This is a genomic window from Sphingomonas sp. Root720, assembly GCF_001428605.1.
Taxonomy (GTDB): Bacteria; Pseudomonadota; Alphaproteobacteria; order Sphingomonadales; family Sphingomonadaceae; genus Rhizorhabdus.
Window position 1 is genome coordinate 634,871 of record NZ_LMID01000001.1, and the last position, 20,655, is coordinate 655,525.

Annotated in this window: 16 protein-coding genes and 1 tRNA gene; 7 read left to right on the forward strand and 10 right to left on the reverse strand. The window is 67.4% G+C overall.

Features of this window, described 5'->3' with window-relative positions:
- The first annotated feature begins 5 nt into the window (after nt 1-5).
- From ASE22_RS26620 to ASE22_RS02935, 3 genes are all read left to right on the forward strand, one after another.
- Nucleotides 6-176, forward strand: coding sequence for a hypothetical protein (locus ASE22_RS26620; protein ID WP_156397375.1), 171 nt, complete (start codon nt 6-8; stop codon nt 174-176).
- 61 nt (nt 177-237) lie between these two features.
- Nucleotides 238-1,194, forward strand: a complete 957-nt coding sequence (locus ASE22_RS02930) for a trypsin-like serine peptidase (protein WP_056354717.1) — start codon at nt 238-240, stop codon at nt 1,192-1,194.
- Nucleotides 1,195-1,360: 166 nt separating this feature from the next.
- Nucleotides 1,361-2,260: a diacylglycerol/lipid kinase family protein gene (locus ASE22_RS02935; protein ID WP_056354720.1), complete on the forward strand. Its 900-nt coding sequence runs from the start codon at nt 1,361-1,363 to the stop codon at nt 2,258-2,260.
- A gap of 31 nt (nt 2,261-2,291) precedes the next feature.
- On the opposite strand, the gene ASE22_RS02940 is transcribed toward ASE22_RS02935, so the two are convergent.
- From ASE22_RS02940 to ASE22_RS02965, 6 genes are all read right to left on the reverse strand, one after another.
- A complete protein-coding gene (locus ASE22_RS02940; protein ID WP_056354722.1) occupies nt 2,292-3,689 on the reverse strand; it encodes an MATE family efflux transporter in 1,398 nt (465 codons plus the stop codon).
- Nucleotides 3,690-3,694: 5 nt separating this feature from the next.
- A complete protein-coding gene (locus ASE22_RS02945) occupies nt 3,695-6,388 on the reverse strand; it encodes a valine--tRNA ligase (protein ID WP_056354725.1) in 2,694 nt (897 codons plus the stop codon).
- A gap of 172 nt (nt 6,389-6,560) precedes the next feature.
- The gene (locus tag ASE22_RS02950; protein ID WP_056354728.1) at nt 6,561-8,603 is read right to left on the reverse strand and encodes a dipeptidyl-peptidase 5; all 2,043 of its coding nucleotides are present in this window, start codon (nt 8,601-8,603) and stop codon (nt 6,561-6,563) included.
- 81 nt (nt 8,604-8,684) lie between these two features.
- A complete protein-coding gene (locus ASE22_RS27475) occupies nt 8,685-9,293 on the reverse strand; it encodes a DUF2497 domain-containing protein (RefSeq protein ID WP_056354729.1) in 609 nt (202 codons plus the stop codon).
- A gap of 14 nt (nt 9,294-9,307) precedes the next feature.
- Nucleotides 9,308-10,792: a TolC family outer membrane protein gene (locus ASE22_RS02960; protein ID WP_056354732.1), complete on the reverse strand. Its 1,485-nt coding sequence runs from the start codon at nt 10,790-10,792 to the stop codon at nt 9,308-9,310.
- 14 nt (nt 10,793-10,806) lie between these two features.
- On the reverse strand, nt 10,807-11,451 hold the full coding sequence (locus ASE22_RS02965) for a protein-L-isoaspartate O-methyltransferase family protein (RefSeq protein ID WP_082545713.1): 645 nt from the start codon (nt 11,449-11,451) through the stop codon (nt 10,807-10,809).
- A 170-nt stretch (nt 11,452-11,621) separates the two neighbouring features.
- On the opposite strand from ASE22_RS02965, the gene ASE22_RS02970 reads away from it, so the two are divergent.
- The 3 genes from ASE22_RS02970 (at nt 11,622) to ASE22_RS02980 (ending at nt 15,008) form a co-directional block, all read left to right on the forward strand.
- Nucleotides 11,622-11,695: transfer RNA gene (locus tag ASE22_RS02970), tRNA-Cys, on the forward strand.
- Nucleotides 11,696-12,157: 462 nt separating this feature from the next.
- Nucleotides 12,158-13,885: a hypothetical protein gene (locus tag ASE22_RS02975; RefSeq protein WP_056354735.1), complete on the forward strand. Its 1,728-nt coding sequence runs from the start codon at nt 12,158-12,160 to the stop codon at nt 13,883-13,885.
- A gap of 175 nt (nt 13,886-14,060) precedes the next feature.
- On the forward strand, nt 14,061-15,008 hold the full coding sequence (locus ASE22_RS02980) for a sensor histidine kinase (protein ID WP_235536518.1): 948 nt from the start codon (nt 14,061-14,063) through the stop codon (nt 15,006-15,008).
- 41 nt (nt 15,009-15,049) lie between these two features.
- Here ASE22_RS02980 and ASE22_RS02985 read toward each other — a convergent pair whose 3' ends face one another.
- The 4 genes from ASE22_RS02985 to pstS form a co-directional block, all read right to left on the reverse strand.
- The gene (locus ASE22_RS02985) at nt 15,050-15,928 is read right to left on the reverse strand and encodes a phosphate ABC transporter ATP-binding protein (protein ID WP_056354738.1); all 879 of its coding nucleotides are present in this window, start codon (nt 15,926-15,928) and stop codon (nt 15,050-15,052) included.
- Nucleotides 15,925-16,764 carry a phosphate ABC transporter permease PstA gene (pstA, locus tag ASE22_RS02990; RefSeq protein WP_056354739.1) on the reverse strand — a complete coding sequence of 280 codons (840 nt, stop codon included), beginning with the start codon at nt 16,762-16,764 and terminating at the stop codon, nt 15,925-15,927. Before pstA ends, ASE22_RS02985 begins: the two co-directional genes overlap by 4 nt.
- 10 nt (nt 16,765-16,774) lie before the next feature.
- Complete coding sequence (pstC, locus tag ASE22_RS02995) at nt 16,775-17,728, reverse strand: phosphate ABC transporter permease subunit PstC (protein ID WP_056354742.1); 954 nt, start codon at nt 17,726-17,728, stop codon at nt 16,775-16,777.
- Between the two features lie 72 nt (nt 17,729-17,800).
- Nucleotides 17,801-18,850 carry a phosphate ABC transporter substrate-binding protein PstS gene (gene pstS / locus ASE22_RS03000; protein WP_056354745.1) on the reverse strand — a complete coding sequence of 350 codons (1,050 nt, stop codon included), beginning with the start codon at nt 18,848-18,850 and terminating at the stop codon, nt 17,801-17,803.
- Nucleotides 18,851-19,125: 275 nt separating this feature from the next.
- Between pstS and ASE22_RS03005 the strand changes: the two genes are divergently transcribed.
- Nucleotides 19,126-20,598: an OprO/OprP family phosphate-selective porin gene (locus ASE22_RS03005; protein ID WP_056354748.1), complete on the forward strand. Its 1,473-nt coding sequence runs from the start codon at nt 19,126-19,128 to the stop codon at nt 20,596-20,598.
- Nucleotides 20,599-20,655 lie beyond the last annotated feature (57 nt).

Below are 20,655 nucleotides of genomic sequence, written 5' to 3' on the forward strand. Positions count from 1 at the left end.
CCGTGATGCCAAACGACACCGATCTGACCAATCGCCTGACCGCCCTGCTGCTCGAGACCGCGCAAAACTTCCTCCGCATCGCGCAGGAACAGCGCCAGGATCGTGGATATCCCGCGGAGTATGAAATCTCGCTGGCGGTGCGGCGACGCACCCTGTCCGTTCCGTCAAGCGGCTGACCGCTTTCAGTCCACGCGCCCCCGGCGCGACGCTCCTGACCTCTGACTGACGGATACCGACATGGCCAGTTCGATCCCCACGGGGGGTGCGCGCCGCATCCTTCGCCGTCTCTCCCTGCTTGCCTGCCTCACGGCGCAGCTCCTCGCCCTCGCTCCGGCGGCGGCGATGGTCCTCGGGACCGACGAACGCGACAGCGCCTCGGCTTTCCTCACGGCGGACGACGAGAGTCGCTTCGAAGGCGTCGGCCGGATCGAATGCCTGCAGCCTGGAACGCGAGGCGTCTCGCTCCATGCGACGGGCTGGATCGTCGGCACGGCCGATACCGTCATGACCGCCGCCCATACCTTCTTCAAGCCCGACGCGAACGGCGAGCGGACCATCGCCCGCGATCCCGGCAACTGCATCTTCATCCTGTTCAACCGGGACCAGAGCATCCGCGAGATCGCCACGGTCCGCTATGCGGTGTCGCCCTGGGCCGAAACCCGGTTCCGCGGCGACAGCGCCCGCGATTTCGCGGTGCTGAAACTGTCCAGGGCCATGAAGGTCTCCAGCATCCCCTCGGTCGCGATCGCCGCCGGAACCATGAAGCCGGTGGTCGAGCTCGTCGCCTTCCAGTCGGGTGTTTCCCAGGACCAGCGCGCCCGGATCACGCAGGGCGAGGCCCGGCGCTTCCCTGCCCTCGGCGCGGATCACGAGATCGACGGCTCGCGCATCTCCAACGGCAGCCGTCTGTTTTCGACCTCGGCGAACTCCAGTCCTGGCTCGTCGGGCGGCCTTTACTACGACCGGAGCACGGGCGCGGTGCTCGGCGTGCATCTCGGCGGGATGTGCGATCCGTCTGCCCGGACGCCCGCTTATGACCCTACCCGCTGCTTCAACTACGGCCTGCGGTTCGACCGGGCGATGCTCGACACCATCGACAGCGTCGCCCGCGACGCGGCCTCCTCGGGGCAGCTGATCGCTTCCGACCAGCCGGCCTTGCTCCCGGCGTCGGTCGTGCTGGCGATGGCCGGCTGAACATCCCCTGCACGCGCCGAGAAGTCGCTAAAAGCGCCGTGCCGCAACGACATGCTGGCCCATGCTTTCCGGTATCCTGGAACGCTCTTCGCGCTCCCCGGTGGCCCGTGCAGAAAATAGGCGACCGATATGCAGCCGAAACAGTCTTCGGACGTTCTGCTTGCCCATGGACGATAGACATTCCCCGCGCGCGGCGATCCTCATCATCAACGCGCTGTCGCGGCAGGGCCGCAAGCAATTCGAACTCGCCCGCACCCGGCTGCAGGAGGCGGGTGTCGAGCTGATCGACGCCATCGCGGTCGAGAAACCCGGGACCCTTCCGGATATCGTCGCGGCCGCGGTCGCCCGCAAGCCGCCGATGCTGATCATGGGCGGCGGCGACGGCTCGCTGTCCTGCACGGTCGACGAACTCGTCGGCACCGACGTCGTCTTCGCGGTGCTGCCGCTCGGCACCGCCAACAGCTTTGCGCGCTCGCTCGCGATACCGCTCGACCTCGACGGCGCGATCGACGTGATCGCCACCGGCGAGCCGAGGCGTATCGACCTCGGGATGATCGACGACGACTATTATTGCAACTGCGCGGCGATCGGCCTTTCCACCAAGATCGGCGGACAGATCCCGCCCCTCCTCAAGAAGAGCCTCGGCCGGCTCGGCTATCTGATCTGGGCGACGTGGCAGTCGATGAAGTTCAAGTCGTTCCGGCTGATCGTCACCCGCGACGGCGTCCGCGAGGAGCTCGACGTGCTCGAGGTCCGGATCGCCAACGGACCGTATCATGGCGGCGTCGAGCTGGTCGACGAGGCCGATCCCCAGAGCGGGGAGATCGTGGTTCAGGCGGTGATCGGCCGCTCGCCCGCCCAGCTCGGCTGGAGCTGGTTCACCAGCTGGCTGCGGCTGCGGGCCCGCAAGGACACGACGATCGAATATCGCGGTCGCAAGATCGGCGTCGAAACCGTTCCACCGCTCAAGGTGTCGATCGACGGCGAGGTGCTGGCGAAAACGCCCTTCACCGCCCGGATCGCGGCGAGGGCCGTCACCGTGATGACGCCCCGCGCCGCGGGCTGACGACGAGGCCGGCCGCCCTCCGATCCGCCGGTCAGGCGGCGGCGTGTTCGGCGCGTTCGGCCTGGTCGACCAGCGATGCCTTCTTCCAGCCGCCCCGCCGAAAATAGGCCCAGGTCAGCGTGGCGGAGACGATCGATCCGACCGGGAAGGCCCACCATAGCGCATCGACGTGCAGCCAGGGCCGCGCGAATATGGCGAAGCCCAGTCGACTGCCGAACAGGCCGATGATCATGATGATCAGCGGCATCAGCACTACGCCGTTCGCCCGGATCGTGCCGAACAGCACCATCGTCGCGCCGGAGAAGAGGAAGCTCCAGCTGGCCAGCAGATGGATGCGCGCCGCGACCGCGATCGCCGGGCTGGCCGCCCCCAGGAACAGGCCCAGCACATGCCTGTCGAGCAGCGACAGCAGCAGGATCAGCACGCCGGTCATCAGGAAATTGTAGAACAGGCCGATGCGGGTGATCGAACCGAGCCGGTCCCAGCGGCCGGCACCGATATTCTGTGCCGCCATAGCGCTGACCGCCGACGCCACCGCCATCGACGGCATCTGGATATAATTCCAGAGCTGGAAGGCGACGCCGTAAGCGGCGGTCACGATCACGCCGGCCTGGTTCACCAGCCCGACCATCACCAGGGCGGCCGCGGTGAGCACGAACATCTGCAGGCCCATCATCACGCCCTTGCCGAAGATCAGGCGGATCAGCGCGGGACCCGGCACGAGATAGGCGAGCTCGCGCCCGCGCAGCCGGATCGGCAGGTCGCGCCAATAGACCACGGCCAGCATGCCGAGCATCGCGACCGCATTGGCGATCAACGTCGCCACCGCCGATCCGACGATCCCCATTTCGGGAAAGGGGCCGATGCCGGCGATGAGGAAAGGATTGAGCCCGGCGTCGAGGACTATGCCGACGATCATGAACCACAGCGGCGTCATCGCATCGCCGATGCCGCGCAACGTCATCATCATCAGGACCATGATCGCGCTGAACGGCAATCCCCAGAACATCATCTTCAGGTAAGCCGACGCCAGCGGGGCGGCGTCGCGCGGCGTGCCGAGCAGATGGAGCAGCTTGTCGGTCAGGCCGATACCGATCGCCATCATCACGAAGGATATGCCGAGCAGCAGCGCCGCCGCCGCGCCGACCACGCGCCGGGCGCCGTCGATGTCCTTGCGGCCGACATGCTGGCCGACCAGGATCATCGCCGCCATGCTGCACCCGAACAGCGCGGAGAAGATCATGAAGAGGATGTTGCCCGCATTCGCGGTCGCCGCCAGCGCCTGTTCGCCCAGGAAGCGCCCGACCCAGATCATGTTGATCGACGCGTTGAGCGACTGGAGGACGTTCGCCGCCAGGGTGGGGATGGCGAACAGCAGCAGGGTCCGGCCGATCGGCCCCTCGGTCAGGTTCTGCGGCCCCCCCGCCACCGCGATCAGCCCAGGCGGGCGAGCGCGGCGCTCAGTTGCTCGGCCTCGAGGCTCTTCTCGGCATGGTCGGCGCGCGCCTTCTCCACCGCCTCCGGCTTCGCCTTCTCGACGAAGGCCGGATTGCCGAGGCGGCCTGCCAGGCCGTCGCGCTCCTTCTCGGCCGCGGCGATAGCCTTCGAGAGGCGAGCGCGTTCGGCGTCGAGGTCGATCACCCCTTCGAGCGGCAGGACGTAGGTCGCCTCGTCGACCACCACCTGCGCGGCGCCGCCTGCGGGGCCGTCGCCCTCGGCCAGGTCGATCCGCGCCAGCCGCGCGATCGCGACGCCGTTCGCAGCGAGCCGTGCGCGGGTCTCGTCGCTCGCGCCGCGCGCATGGGCGGGAAGCCGCGCGCCCGGCGGCACGTTGAGCCCGGTTCGCGCCGCGCGAACCTCGCTCACCAGCCGGATGAGCCAGTCGATCTCCTGCTGCGCCGCCGGATCGATCGCGCGCGCATCGGCCATCGGCCATTTCGCGACGATGATGTCATAGTCGCGTTCGCCGAGCGCGTGCCACAGCTCCTCGGTGATGAAGGGCATGAACGGGTGGAGCATGACCAGGATCTGGTCGAGCGCCCAGCCCGCGACGGCGCGGGTCTCGGCGGCCTGTGCCGCATCGGCACCCTCGGCAAGCAGCGGCTTGGTCAGCTCGATATACCAGTCGCAGAAGCTCGCCCAGGTGAAGTGGTAGATCGTGTTCGCGGCTTCGTCATAGCGCAGGTCGGCGATGGCGAGGTCGAGCGCCTGCACCGTCTTGACCGTCTCGGCGATGATCCAGCGGTTGACCGCGAGTTCGGCCTTCGGCGCCTCGATCGTCGCGGACGCGCCGATGCCGTTGCCCTGCGCGAAGCGCGCGGCATTCCACAGCTTGGTCGCGAAGTTACGATACCCCTCGACCCGCTTCTCGTCGAGCTTGATGTCGCGCCCCTGGCTTTCCATCGCGGTCAGCGTGAAGCGCAGCGCGTCGGCGCCATATTTGTCGATCAGGCCGAGCGGATCGACCGTATTGCCCTTCGACTTCGACATCTTCGAGCCGTCCGCCGCGCGGACCAGGCCGTGCAGGTAGAGCGTCTTGAACGGCACCTCGCCCATGAAGTGGATGCCCTGCATGATCATCCGGGCATCCCAGAAGAACAGGATGTCGAAGCCCGAGATCAGCACGTCGTTGGGATAATGGCGCTGGAGCTTCGAGCCCCCGGCGGCGCCGCCCGACTGATAGGCCTCCGGCGGCTGCTGCCCGGCATCGTCGGGCCAGCCGATCGTGCCGAACGGCCACAGCGCCGAGGAGAACCAGGTGTCGAGCACGTCGGGATCGCGGGTCAGAGCCGTGCCGCTGCCGGCTTGCGCCTGCGCGGCCGCCTCGTCCTCGGCGACGAAGACGTTGCCGTCGGCGTCGTACCAAGCCGGGATCTGATGGCCCCACCAGAGCTGGCGCGAGACGCACCAGGGCTGGATGTTGTCGAGCCAGTTATAATAGGTCTTGGTCCAGCTTTCGGGCACGACCCTGATCGCACCCGACCGCACCGCCTCGATCGCGGGCTTGGCCAGCGTCTCGGCATCGACATACCATTGGTCGGTCAGCCACGGCTCGATCACCACGCCCGAGCGGTCGCCATAAGGCGTCTGGATCACCCGGTCCTCGATCTTCTCGAGCCGGCCGGCGGCCTCGATCGCCGCAACCACCTTCGCACGCGCCTCGAACCGGTCGAGCCCGAGATAGTCGGCGGGGATCAGCCCGTCGGCAGTCTGGACGACCTTCGCCTCGGCATCGAGCATGTTGAGCATGTCCGCCGGCTTGAAGCCCGCGCGCTTGCCCACTTCGAAATCGTTGAAATCGTGCCCCGGGGTGATCTTCACCGCGCCCGAGCCCAGCTCGGGATCGGCATGCTCGTCGGCGACGATCGGGATCAGGCGGCCGGTGATCGGCAGCTTCACCTGCCGGCCGATCAGCGCCCGGTAGCGGCCGTCCTCGGGGTTCACCGCCACCGCCATGTCGGCCAGCATCGTCTCCGGCCGCGTCGTCGCGACCGAGATCGCGCCCGAACCGTCGGCGAGCGGATAGGAGAAGTGCCAGAATTTGCCCTGGATTTCCTTCGTCTCGACCTCGAGGTCGGAGATCGCGGTCTTCAGGCCGGGATCCCAGTTCACCAGCCGCTTGTCGCGGTAGAGCAGCTTCTGGTTATAGAGATCGACGAACACCTTGAGGACGGCCCTGGAGAAGCCCTCGTCCATGGTGAAGCGCTCGTTCTCCCAGTCGCACGAGGCGCCGAGCCGGCGAAGCTGGCGGGTGATCGTGCCGCCGCTCTCTTCCTTCCATTCCCACACCTTGGCGATGAACTCGTCACGGGTGAAATCGGTGCGCTTCTGCCCCTTGGCGTTGAGCTGCCGCTCGACCACCATCTGGGTCGCGATGCCGGCATGGTCGGTGCCGACCACCCACAGCGCGTCCTTGCCCTTCAGGCGGGCGTGGCGGATCAGCACGTCCTGCAGCGTATCGTCGAGCGCGTGGCCGATATGGAGGCTGCCGGTGACGTTCGGCGGCGGGATCACGATGGTGTAGGGCTCGGCATCGGGCCGTTCCGGGCGGAACAGGCCCTGATCCTCCCAATGGGAATACCAGCGCGCCTCGATGGCGGCAGGGTCGAAGGTTTTGTCGATCGTCATGATGGCGCCGGCTTTAGCGGGGAGAGGCCGGGCCGCGCCACCCGTTTTTACACACCGCCCCACAATGCGTCATCCCAGCGCAGGCTTGGATCTCAGCAGGCCGCCGCGCTCCCTATTCTCCCGAGATCCCAGCCTTCGCTGGAATGACGGTTTTAGGGAGCGCGCCCGGCCCTCACTTGCCCTTGATGTGCTTGTCCATCCAGCCGAGCACCTCGGTGTACCACTGGATGCTGTTCTTCGGCTTGAGGATCCAGTGGTTCTCGTCCGGATAGACCACCAGCCGCGATTCCACGCCGCGGCGCTGGGCCGCGGTGAAAGCGGCGATCCCCTGGGTATAGGGGATGCGGAAATCCTTCTCGCCGTGGATGATCAGCATCGGCGTCTTCCACTTGGCGACGTAGTTGACCGGGTTCCACTTCTCGTAATTCGCGGCGACCTCATAATAGGGGCCGCCATGCTCCCATTCGTCGAACCACAGCTCCTCGGTCTCATAGGCCATGGCGCGCGCGTCGAAGACGCCGGCATGGGTGACGAGGCACTTGAACCCGTCGGGCCAGTTGCCCGCGATCCAGTTCATCATGTAGCCGCCATAGGAGCCGCCGGCCGCGCAGGCATTGCCGCCGTCGAGCCAATCATATTTCGCGGTCGCGGCGGCGAAGCCGAGCTTGAGGTCCTCGAGCGGCTTGCCGCCCCAGTCCTTGTTGATCGCATCGGTGAACGCCTGGCCATAGCCGGTCGACCCGTGGAAATCGACCATCACCGCGCCATAGCCCGCGCCGGTGAACAGCGCCGGGTTCCAGCGATAGGACCAGCCATTGCCGAACGTGCTCTGCGGACCGCCATGGACCAGGAACGCCATTGGCGCCTTGACGCCAGCGGCCAGCCCGGCAGGCTTCATCACATAAGCCCAGACGGTGTCGCCGCCGGCGCCCTTGAAGCTGATATGCTCGACGCTCGGCATATCGATGCCGGCGAGCTTGTCCTTGTTGACCCAGGTCAGCCGTACCGGCTTGGCACCGCTCTTCATGCCGTTCGCCAGATAGAAGTCGGACGGTGCGGTCAGGCTGTTTAATGTATAGACATAACCCTTGGGCGTCGCGAGGACGCCCGACGCCGTACCTTCGCCGGTCAGCCGGGTCGGCTTGCCGGTCGCGACGTCGACCGCGAAGACCGCGTCGTCGCCGGTGTCCTGCGCGGTCGCATAGAGCGTCCTGCCGTCCTTGCTCCAGGCGAGGCTGCCGACCGAGCGGTCCCAGCCCTCGGTCAGCGCCCTGGTCTCGCCGGTCGCGAGGTTGCGAAGCTGGATCACCTGGCGATCGGCTTCGTAGGCCGGCCGCTTCATCGCGACATAGGCCAGCCATCTGCCGTCGGGCGAGACCGTCGGCAGCGTGTCGGTCGCATCGTTCGCGTCGGTCAGGTTGACCGGGGCCGCCGATCCGTCGGCCGGCGCCGAGAAGATGTCGAGATTGGTCGACAGCGGCTCGGTCGTGCCTGCCTCGCGCAGGGTGAAGTAGACCGTCTTGCCGTCCCGGCTCCAGGATATCTCGCTGCCGTCGCCATAGGGCTTGGACGGCGTATCGCCGACAAGTGCGCCGCCGACCGCCACGCCATCGCCGTCCGCCTTGCCGCCGGCGAGCGGCAGCACGAAGATCTGCGAGCGGCGACCGTCGCTCCATGTGTCCCAATGGCGGACGAAATAGCCGTCATAGGTGCGCGCGCTGCCGCCGGTCGCGGCCGCCTTGGTATCGGCGAGCGACCGGGCGCCGACCGGCCGGTCGGCCCAGACGAGCAGCCTGTCGCCGGTCGGCGCGATCTTGAAGCCGCTCACATCCTGGTCGGCGACCAGTTCGGGCGCGCCGCCGCCGATCCCGATCCGCCAGATCGCGCTCTTGCCATCCTTGTCGGCGGTGAAGAAGACCCATTTGCCGTCGGGGGAGAAGGCGGGCGCCGCCTCGTTCTTCGCCGGATCGGCCGCAAGTTTCTCGGGGACGGCGCCTTTCTTCGTCAGGTCGAGCCGCCAAAGGTCGGTGCGCCCCTTGTTCGCGGCCATGTCGGTCTCGCGCTGGTCCCAGACCAGCCAGCGGCCGTCCGGCGACACGTCGGCGGCGCCGATGCGCGAGAGGGAGACGACGTCGTCGATGGTGAGCGGGCGAGCCTGCGCGGCGGCGCCGAGACCCGCGATCAGGCCGATGGCCAGAAGCGATGTTTTCTGCATGGCAGGGACGTAGACCAAAGGGCCGGCCTCGCCAAGACTGTGTGATCCGACTGGTACAGCGGGATCGGCGCCTCGCCAGGATCAGCCCTTTTCGGTCATCCGCCGAATCTCGGCCTGGACGATCCGCTCGACCATGTCGGGCAGGTTGCGGTCGATCCAGTCGGCCAGCATCGGCTGCAGCATCTCCCGCACCAGCGCGTCGAGCGTGACGTCGCCGCCGGTCGCGCGCGGCGCGGGCGTACGGGGCAGCAGGTCGCGCGGCACCGGGCGCTGCGCCGGCTCGGGCATGTCCGACTCGGCCTGCCGCAACCGTTCGACGGCGCGTTGCACCGGTGCGGGTGATGGCCCGGGTCCGGGCGGCGGCGGGAAGACCGCCGCCGGCGCCGATGGCTGCGGAGCGGCCGCGTGCGTCCGCGCCTGGAAGGTCTCGGGCACCCGGTCGGTCAGCTCGAGGATCGAATCGGGTGGGGTGGGATCGGTCGCTCGGTGGGGCCAGGGCGGCGGCGGATCGCCGGCGGCGGCACGCGGCGGCGCGACGGGCGCACGCGGTGCTTCCGGCTGCACCTGCGCACGCGGTTGCGGCTCGATGGAGGCCCCGGCGGGGCGCGGCGGCACGGGATCGTCGTGGATGATGCGCTTGATGGAAGCGAGAATGTCTTCCATCGACGGTTCGGGACGCGGGTCGGCCATGGGCCGAATATAAGCTATTTCGCGGGGCTTTCCACCGGGCTGTGCGAGGGCACCGCCGAAACGCTCGGCTCCTTGAAGGTCGAGGTCGCCACCGGCTTCGGCCTTGGGTCGCTGTCCCAGTCCCAGATACGACCGTGGACGCGCCGGTAATTGGCGACCGGATCGTAGAGCGACCCGCCGTCGAGGCCGAGATTCTTGGCCTGGGCCCGCCCCATCGCAGCGATCAGCGCGAAGCCCGCGACATAGGCGTCGCGCTTTGCCGAGACGAGGGTCGAACGGGAATTGAGCAGTTCCTGCTCGGCGTTGAGAACGTCGAGCAGGTTGCGGTTGCCGACGCTCTGTTCGGCCCGCACGCCTTCGAGCGCCAGTTCGTTGGCCGATACCGCGACCTGCGACGAATCGATCACGCCCAGCGCGGCCTGGTAGCGCGCGAAGGCGGTCCGCGCGTCGGCGATCACCGCCCGCTCGAGCGCGGTCTGGTTCTCGATCGCCTGGCTTTTGCGCGCCTGCGCCTGGCGAACGCGCGCGCCGGGCTCGCCGCCCTGGTAGATCGGCACCTGCAGCTGGAGGCTGACGGTCGCCGTCTTGTCGATCTGCCGGACGCCGGCGGCGCCACCCGCGAGCGTACCGCGATAGTCGACATAGTCGCCCGAGCCGACCGCGTTGAGCCGCGGCATGCGCGACGCCTCGGCCACGCCGATATCATATTCGGCGGCGCGGGCCGCCTGTTTCGCCGCGGCGAGATCGGGATTGTTGTCGACCGCGATGTCGACCGCGTCCTCGGACATGCTGGGCAGCCCCGGCAGGGCCGGCGGCGGTTCGAGATCATCGGGAAACTTGCCGACCACCTCGAGATAGGTCTGGCGGCTCGCATCGAGCTGCGCCTGCGCGCTCTGAAGATTGGCGCGGGCGCCGGCGAGACGCGCTTCGGACTGGGCAACGTCGGTGCGGGTGAGGTCGCCGACTTCGAAGCGGTCGCGGCTCGCCTGGAGATTGGTCTCCAGCACCTTCACGTTGCCGGCATTGAGATCGACGATCGCGGTGTCGCGGATCACGTCCATATATGCCGCCACCGCCTGGGTGAAGACGTTGCTCTCGGTCGCCTGCAGTCCGGCACGGCCCTGTTCGACCCGCGCCTTTGCCGCGCGAATCGAATTGCGGACGAAGCCGCCCTGGTAGATCGGTATCGACACCGTCGCCGAACCGCCGAGCGAGCGCTCGGGCTGGGTGAAGGCGTTGGCCGAGCGCTTGACGAACTCGTTGTAGGAACCGCTGGCGCTCACGTCGGGCAGCCCCTGGGCCCGGGCGATGCCGACATCCTCGTCGGTGGCGCGCAGCCCCGCCCGCGCGCCCGTCAGCGTCGGATTGGTCTCATAGGCCCGCGTCAGCGCTTCGCGCAGCGTGTCGGCGGCCGCCGGCGTGCCGAGGCCCACCGACGCCAGCACTGCAACGGACACACCCCAGCGGCCGGCGGCCGCTCCGCGAAGCTTGAGTTTCACCTATTCCATCCCTGTCAGAAGCTGAATGCGGCGGGCACCCCGAACCCAGGCAACACGGCGGAGTCCGCGTCGGCGAACGCCGCCACGCCGAATCCGCTCCCCGCACGCACCCCGGACACCAGCCGGGAAACGCCATTGTCGATCAGCGCACCGACCAGCCGGCCGCCATCGGCGAGCTGGTCGATCAACGCCTGCGGAATCCGCTCTACCGCGCCGTCGATCAGGATCAGCGAATAGGGCGCCCCCTTCGTGCTGCCCGAAGCCGGCGGCCCCTTCACCCAGGTGGCGCCGGGAACAGCCGTCTTGCCGGCGGAGAGAAGATCGGCATCCTCCTCCACCGCGACCACGCTGGCGCCGAGCTTGAGGAGCAGAGCGACCGTGTAGCCCGTCGCCGCGCCGACGACGAGGACATTGTCCCCCGGCACGACCTGCGCCTGGGTCAACAGCCGGCCCGTCACCATAGGCGGATTGAGCGACCGGCCCGGCGCGATCCGCAGCGGCAGATCGGCATAGGCAACCGCGGCCATCTCGGGCCCGACGAAGCGCTCACGCGCGATCGCGCCCATCGCCGCGACGACCCGCGGATCGCTCACGCCGGTGGTGCGCAGCTGGCTCACCACCATGGCCTGCCGCATTTGCTCAAAATTCTGTTCGGTCACTGGCTCTACCCGCCTTTAGTGTCTTAGACATACAATACAGTTGAAAGCGCTTCAAGGCTTTATCGCGTCGCCTCATCGCCGCCAAGCGCGATCTCCCGCATGCTTCGCCTATCCGCATCGATGCCGGTTGACATTCCCTCGCCCTCCCGCCATTCCCCGCGCCCACACCCGGCCCGATGGCGGAGTGGTTACGCAGAGGACTGCAAATCCTTGCACGCCGGTTCGATTCCGGCTCGGGCCTCCACTTCCTAGCTTGATCCATTTTCGCGACCGTTTTGGACGGAACGCGAACGGAAGCGCTGGCGGAGGGCTCCACAGCACCGGCGCGGATATCAGGGACGTGACGGGTCGTCGCGCGGCGCAGGCGCGGTACATGCGCGGCGGCCGGTCAGGCGCGCTCGTCGCTATCTGTGAAAAAGGCCGATCGCCCGTTGGTGCTATCTGTGAAAAAGGCCGATCGCCCGTTGGTGGGGGCCAAGCGGACGATCGACCGTTTCACCATGCCCGGAGCACCGACATCCCGTTGGGGGTAGGATATGGATACCCAGGGCGATGGACTGCAGCGGACTGCGCCGACGACCAAACCGCTAGCGGCTGGCGGCTGGCAGTGTCTCTCCGTCTCTGTAACCGTTACAGTCGCGATGATGGCACCCCTTCAATCTGCGAATGACTTGCGCGCCTTTTCGGGCTATCCCCCATTTTCGAGATGAGTGACGCGCGCGAGGTGACGGCCGATCGGGGCGAAGGGGAGGCGATCGTTCGCCCCGCGAAGCCCGTGGCGGGCGATGCCGATCTGATGCGCGAGGAACTCGACGCCGTCATCGCATCCGCCGATTTCGCGCGGGCGCCGATCATGAAGCGGCTTCTGACCTTCCTGGTGAACGAGACCGCCGCCGGCCGCGGCGATCAGCTGAAGGCCTATTCGGTGGCGGTCGACGGCCTTGGCCGCGCGCCCGATTACGACGCCCGCGCCGATAGCTATCCGCGCGTCCAGGTCGGACGCCTGCGGCGCATGCTCGACAATCATTATCGGGCAAATCAGCCGGTCAACGGCCTGCGCCTGACGGTCCCGAGCGGTCGCTACCGCGTCGCGCTGCAACCCGCCGAACCCGAGCCCGGGCCGGATGCGGACGACGCGACCGCCTCCCCCCTGCCCCAGCGCCCGCCCCGGTTCGGATGGCATATCGCCGTGCTGCTGCTGCTGGCCTGCCTGGCCACGGTGTTGCTGCTCCGCGTCCTGCCGATGCGGACGATCGCGCCCGATGCCGGCCGCGAACGCCCCGTCCTCGAGATCGGCGGAACGGCGATGGCGCGGAACAGCCAGCTCGGCAATCTCGTTCGCATCACCCTGATCAACGGGCTGGGACGCAGCGGCATGTTCGACGTGCGGCCGCTTCGCCGAACCGGCCCGGCCGATGCGAAGGGACCGCGGGCGCGCTATCGGCTCGGCGGCGACCTGATCGACGGCGAGCATCCCCGCTTGTTTCTGCGCCTGTCGCGCGTGGCGCCGGATCGGCTGATCTGGTCGGGCGACATCGGCCTCGGCGATATCCGCCAGCTCGACGGCGAGGCGCTCGAACGGCGCCTGGCCCCGATGATCGCGACGATCGGCCGCGTCAACGGCCTGGTCGCCACACACGAGCTGCAGGAAAATGGCGGCATCGAGGCCGCCGGCTACAGTTGCCTCCTGCTCTATCACCGGTACCGCAAGGATCGGACGACGGAGGAGCTTCGCCATGTCCGCGCCTGCATCGAGAAGAGCCTGCGGAGCGGGCCCGCCAGTGCCGAACTGCAAGCCGCCGCCGCCCAGCTTGCGATCGAAACGATGGTCAGCTCGGATACCGATCCGCGCGACCGGCCCGCGCTGCTGTTGACCGCCCGCCGCCACGCCCAGATCGCCGCCTCGATCGATCCGCTCGATGCCTGGAGCAACGCCGCCCGCGCCCGCGTCGCGGTGGCCGGCAACGCCTGTGCGCAGGCCATCAATTTCGCGATCCGCGCGAGCGAGCTCCAGCCTTATGATCCGACGCTGCTCGCCGATGTCGGGGTCTATCTGCTCGACTGCGACGATCCGCGCGCCGAATCGATGATCCGCCGCGCGATCGCCCTCGACGACGATCCGGAAGGCCGCTTCTACGCGCCACTGCTGTTGCTCGCCATCGCGCGCGACGATCAGGCCGTCGCGCGCGAGGCGCTGGCGCACATGGCGCCGCCGGTGCTGGGCCAGCACGGCCGCTTCTTCCTGTTCAGCGCGATCGGTTATGCGATGATCGGCGACCTTCCCCGCGCCCGGGCCGCATGGTCCCAACTCGAGACCGGCAGCGCCGCGATCGCCGGCGATCCCGAGGGTTTCCTCGAACGGATCGGCTATGCGGCGAGCGCGCGGGAGCGGGCGATGGGCCATTTGCGCAACGCACGCCTGATCGGCGGCTGAAGACGGATGCATTTCCGGCGGAATGACTTTCGTTCCATCGGATTGGCGGATAGAATGCCGGTCGCCGGAGGGCAAACGGCATCGTTCGGCGTCTCGCGCCGGACAAATGGGAGCTGGGGCAATATCCGCTATCCTTGATCTTCCGCACCGGCTGGCCGGGCGGAAACCGGATCTGATGACCGACGTCGTAGTGGCGATGGCGGCAGTGGGGCTTGCCGTCGCCGGACGCGTGGTCGTCGACGTGTTCGCGCCGGGCGTGCTCGCCTATGCCTTCGTCTTCCCGGCGGTGATCTTCGCCTGCCTGATCGCCGGCCTGCGATCGGGCGTGATCGTGACCGTGCTCTGCCAGATGCTCATCTGGTATTTCGTGATCCCGCCGCAGCGCGGTTTCGCGATCGACTTCCCGCTTGGCGTCGGCCTGGTCGTCGCGACGGCGTCGCTTCTCCTGACCGCATGGGCGGTCGCCTCCTTCCGCGCCACCGCCGTTCGCCTCCGCGAGGAACAGCAGCGCCATGTCGAGTTGCTATCGCTGGCGCTGCGCGAGGTCGACCATCGCACCCGCAATAATTTCCAGATTGCCGCGTCGCTGCTGCTGTCGCGCGCGGCGGGCCAGGAGAATCCCGACCTTCGTGCCGAGCTCCAGGCTGCCGCCGGGCGACTCCAGTCGCTGGCCTCGGTCTATTCTAATCTTGCGCTGAGCAGCGCGAACCTGTCGACCGTCCTGCTGCACGAACATCTGCGCGAGATTTGCGAGCGGATTCGCGAGGGAATGCTGCCGGCCGGCGTGAACCTCAGCTTCGACGCCGAGCCGATCGAGGTCCCCGCCCAGACCGCCGTATCGATCGCGCTGATCGTCAACGAATGCCTGACTAACGCCGCCAAATACGCCTTTCCCGATGGGCTCGGTGCGATCGCGGTATGGGTGCGTCCAGACCTTGAGGGCAATGTCCTGATCACGATCGAGGATGATGGTGCCGGTTATAACCCGGTGAAAAATGACGGCACCGGATCGAAGTTGATGGATCTGCTGTCGCGCGGCATCGGTGCCGATCTCCAGATCAGCAGCGGCACCACCACCGATCGCGGCACGCGCTGCGAGCTCAAGGTGCCGCTCGCGGGCTGACTCTCGGGCTCGACGGATCCGCCGAGCCCCGTGGTCGAATGTCAGCCGAACCTGCCCGTCACATAATCGCGGGTGCGCTGGCCGCGCGGGTTCGCAAAGAGCTCCTCGGTCGGCTGGAACTCCATCATCCGGCCGAGATACATGAAGCCCGTATAGTTGGAGATGCGTGCCGCCTGCTGAAGATTGTGCGTGACGATCACGATCGTGAAATCCTGACGCAGCTCGATCAGCGTTTCCTCGAGCTTGGCGGTCGATACCGGATCGAGCGCCGAAGCCGGCTCGTCGAGCAGCAGGACGTCGGGCTCCACGGCGATACCGCGCGCAACGCACAGGCGCTGCTGCTGGCCGCCCGACAGACCAAGCCCCGACGAATGGAGCTTGTCCTTCACCTCGTCCCACAGCGCGGCGCGGCGCAGCGCCTTCTCGACGATCTGGTCCATCTCCGCCCGGCTCTTGCGCTGATACAGCCGCACGCCGAAGGCGACATTGTCGTAGATCGACATCGGGAAAGGCGTCGGCTTCTGGAAGACCATGCCGACGCGGGCGCGCAGGCCCGCGACGTCGACCGGCGAGCGGACCATCGTCGCGTCGTCCGCGCCGCCGTCGCGATCGCGCAATGCCTGGAGGCTCTTCCGGTCGGCGAGCACGTCGTGGCCGTCGAGCAGGATGCGGCCGACCGCGTGCTGCTTCGGATAGAGATCGTAGATGCGGTTGAGCGCGCGCAGCAAGGTCGACTTGCCGCAGCCCGACGGACCGATCAGCGCGGTGATCTTGTGCCGTTCCACGGGCAGGTCGACGCCGTAGAGCGCCTGCGTCTTGCCGTAGAAGAAGTCGAGCTTGCGCGCCTCGATCGCGAGATTATCCCGCGATGGGAAGGCGAGATGGACTTCCTCGGACAGGTGCGACGGAAGGTCGGTCATGAAGGGCGGGCCTCCCGGGCGAGGATCCGCCCGATGATGTTGACGGAAAGAACGGCGACGGCGATCAGCAGCGCGCCTACCCAGGCCAGGCGCTGCCAGTCGTCATAGGCGGACAGGGCGAACTGGAAGATGGTGGTCGGCAGGCTGGCCATCGGCTGGGTCAGTTCGGTCGAGAAGAACTGGTTGCCGAGCGCGGTGAAGAGGAGCGGCGCGGTTTCGCCGCTGATCCGCGCGAAGCCTAGCAAGGCGCCGGTGACGAGGCCCGCGCGCGCCGACTTCCAGATGACCTTGCGGATCACGAAGGCGCGGCTGGCGCCCAGCGCCATGCCCGCCTCGCGCAGCGCGCTCGGCTGGAGGCTGAGGATGTCCTCGGTCGTCCGGGTCACGATCGGCATGGCGAGGATGCCCAGGGCGATGGCACCCGCCCAGGCCGAGAAGCCATGGAAGGGCCGCACCAATATCTCGTAAACGAACAGGCCGATCAGGATCGACGGCGCCGACAGCAGCACGTCGTTGAGAAAGCGGACGACATGGCCATAGGTCGTGTCGCCGCCATATTCGGACAACCAGGTGCCGGCGAGGACGCCGACGACGACGGCGATCGCCAGGCCGATGCCGCACATGATCAGCGATCCCATGATCGCGTTCGACAGGCCGCCTTCCGACCCCGGCGCGGGTTGGGTCATGGTGAAGATCTTGCTGTCGATCCCGCCGATGCCCTTGCTGAGCAGCGACCAGAGGATCAGCACCAGCGCGGTCAGCGCGATGAGGGTCGCGATCGCCGTCAGAACGATGAAGGCGATGTTCGAGATGCGGCGAACGAGGGCGCGGTCCATGTCTATCCCCTCAGTGACGCTGGCTGCCGAGGAGCGCGCGAGCGATCGCGAGCACCCCGAAGGTGATCAGGAAGAGGACGAGGCCCAGCGCGATGAGCGCGGCGCTGTGCATGTCGCTGGTCGCCTCGGCGAACTCGTTGGCGATCGTCGAGGCGATCGTCGAGCCCGAGGCGAAGATCGAATCGGGGAAGCCATGGGCATTGCCGATGATGAACGTCACCGCCATCGTCTCGCCCAGTGCCCGACCGAGGCCGAGCATGATCACGCCGACCATGCCACGACGGACATAGGGGATGACGACCGAGCGGGTAACCTCGAACGGGGTGCAGCCCAGCCCATAGGCCGCCTCGCGCAGCTGCGGCGGGATGGTCATGAACAGCTCTCGGAACACCGCTGCCATATAGGGAAGGATCATGATCGCCAGGATCACCGAGGCGGTGAAGATGTTCGCGCCGTTGGGAACGCCGGAGAAGAGCGTCTCCTGCCAGGAGCCGGGCTCGGCCTCCATGATCAGCGGCAGCTGGACATGCTCGGCGAACCAGGGCGCGAGGACGAACAGGCCCCACATGCCGTAGACGATCGACGGGATGCCGGCGAGCAGTTCCACCGCGATCGCGATCGGACGAGCGACAGGACGCGGACAGAACTCGACCAGGAAGACCGCCACGCCGACCGCCAGCGGCAGCGCGAACATCAGCGCCAGCAGCGCGGTGACGAGCGTGCCGACGATCGGCCCGGCGGCACCGTAGACCTCGGTGACCGGATTCCACTCGCTGGAAGTGAGGAAGCCGAAGCCGAATTGCTGGATGGCGGGCCAGCCGCCGATGGCCAGGCTCACCACCACCCCGCCCAGCGTGACGAGCAGCAGGGTCGCCGCGCCGAGGCAGGCGGCATGGAACAGGGTTTCACCTGCCGAGCCGGACGAACCGAAGCGTTCGGTATCAGGTGGAGCAGCGCTTGCCATGTTTCCCTTTCAAGGCAACGGGAGCGCCGGTCGCGCTCCCGCCTTTTCCGAAGCTATCGGCTACGGTCCGGTTCAGCGTGCCACATAGACGGGCTTGTTGCCCGCCTTGACGCTGGTGAGCCATTGCTTGCGGACCAGGGCCTTCACGGCCGCCGGCAGCGGCACATAGTCGAGCCGCAAAGCCGCGGCGTCGCCACCCTTATAGGCCCAGTCGAAGAATTTCAGCACGCTGGCGCCAGTCGCCGGGTTCGGCTGATTGCGGTGGACGAGGATGAAGGTCGCGCCGGTGATCGGCCAGGCCTTCGCACCCGGCTGGTCGAGCAGCAGGATATAGTTGCCGGGAGCCTTGGCCCATTGCGCACCGGCCGCGGCTGCCGTGAAGTTGCCCGCCGCCGGGGCGATGAACTGGCCCGACTTGTTCTGCAGCAGGACGAAGGTCGCCCGGTTCTGCTTGGCATAGGCATATTCGACATAGCCGATCGAGCCCATCGTCTGCTTGACGAAGGCCGACACGCCGTCATTGCCCTTGCCGCCGATGCCGGTTGGCCACGATACAGCGTCGCTGGCGCCGACCTTGGCGGCCCAGGCGGGATTCTTCATCGCCAGATAGCTGGTGAACAGGAAGGAGGTGCCCGAACCGTCAGAGCGATGGACCACGGTGATCGGCAGCGGCGGCAGCCGCACGCCGCGGTTGAGGCCCGCGATGCGCGGGTCGTTCCACTTGCGGATCCGGCCCATGAAGATGTCGGCGAGCAGGGTGCCGGTCAACTTGATCTGCCCGGGCCTGATGCCGGGCAGGTTCACGATCGGAACCACACCGCCCATCACGGTCGGGAACTGGTAGAGACCGGCGGCCGCCAGCTCGGCGGGTTTGAGCGGCTTGTCCGAAGCGCCGAAATCGACGGTCTTGGCCTTGATCTGCTTGATGCCGCCGCCCGAACCGATCGCCTGATAGTTGAGGCCGATCCCGGTGGTCGCCTTATAGGTTTCGGCCCATTTGGCATAGAGCGGCGCCGGGAAAGTCGCGCCGGCGCCGGAAATGCTGGCGGCGTGGGCGGTAGAGACCGCGCCCGAGGCTAGGATCAGGCTCGCGCTCAGCGAGGCGACGAATTTCTTGAACATGCAGAGTCTCCGATGCCGGGGTCCACCGACGCGAGGCCCGCTTAATCCCGCCCTGTTACAGCAATGTTACAACGGCTTCCCGCGCAGCATCGTATCCCGGCCATATTGAGCAATGTTTCGTCACGATATTGCAACAAAAGTGTAGCACTGGGCAACAGGCGCGCCGCCGATGCGAGGGGCCGCGCTCCGGCAATCCTAGGTGGGGCGTCCGGACGATCGAAGCACAGGCCTCGCCGGGATGGATTGCCGTGAAGATTAGCCACGCCCTTACACTGATGGCGGCAGCCTCGTTCGCGCCCGCCGGCGCCGCACGGGCACAGGATGCGGCGCCGGCCGACTCGGCGCCGTCGGCAGGCAGCGCCGAAACCGCCGCCCAGATCGCGGCGCTCAAGACCCAGGTCGAGGCCCTGCAGGCGCAGCTCGCCGCTTTGTCGGCCAAGGTCGGCAAGGTCGAGCCGAGCTGGAAAGGCGCGCCGAGCTGGGCCGGCAACGACGGCTGGAGCTTCAAGCCGAAGGGCGTGATCCAGTTCGATGCGGGCTATGTCTCGCTGCCCAGGAAGATCGCCGGACTGGTGCCGGTTTCGGGCACGAGCGCCGGCACCGGCGTCAACACCAACAATCTGGGCTGGAACACGCGGGCGCGTCGCCTGATCGTCGGCATGGAAGGGAGCATGCCCGCCGGCTTCGCCTACAAGTTCGAGCTCGAACTCTCGCAGGGCGGCGTCAATTACGAGGACATGATCATCAGCTACCAGCGGCCGGGAAGCCCCTGGAGCCTCACGCTCGGCCATCAATATCCCTTGTCCAGCCTCGAGCTGATGACCAGCAACCGCTTCACCAGCTTCATGGAACGCGGCGGGGCGGTCGACGCCTTCAACTATGGCCGCCGGGTCGGCGCGACGCTGGCCTATACCGACCCGGCGAGCCTGTGGGGTCTCGCCGCGGGCGTCTATTCGGAGGATGTCGCCAACGGCAACGTCGCGCGCACCGGCTGGCAGGCGAGCGTGCGCGGCTACGCGTCCCCGAAGCTGGGCGACTTCCAGACCCATGTCGGCTTTCAGTTCCAGCACCGCGTCTCGCCGACCGACCAGCAGAATATCCGCTACCGCCAGCGGCCCTACAGCCAGGTCTCGAACGAACGCTTCATCGATACGGGCGCCCTCGCCGCGAAGGGCGACGATATCCTCGGCGGCGAGATCGCCTTCGTCTATCGCTCGCTGCACTTCGCGAGCGAATATCAGCATGTCTGGGTCCGCGGCCTCGACGCCGACCATGGGTTCGGAACGAACAATGCGCCGGGCACCACCAACTTCCTGGCCGGCGATCCGCAGTTCCGGACGGGCTATGTCGAGCTCGGCTATTTCCTGACCGGCGAGACGCGCGGCTACAAGACCGGGCGCTGGGACCGGACCAAGGTGCTGCGTCCGATCACCGACGGCGGCTGGGGCGCCTTCCAGGTCAACGGCCGCTTCGACTTCACCGACCTCAACGACCGGGTCGCCCCCGGGCTGGTGCTGGCCGGCAACGACATCACCTATGTCAACGGCGGTACATCGAAGGCCTATGAGGCGAGCCTGATCTGGCTGCCGATGGATTATGTGAAGTTCATGCTCCAATATGCCCATGTCGATATTTCCGGCGGGCCGTCGGCGCGAGCCTTCTCGGGTTTCGCCACTGCGCTCCCGTCGGGCTATCGCCACGGCTACGGCGTCGACAGCGTGACCCTGCGGACCCAGCTCGATTTCTGAGCCGCTTCAGCCTTTCTGTCAGGGCTGACAGAATAAGTTTGGGCGGACGGCAAGCTT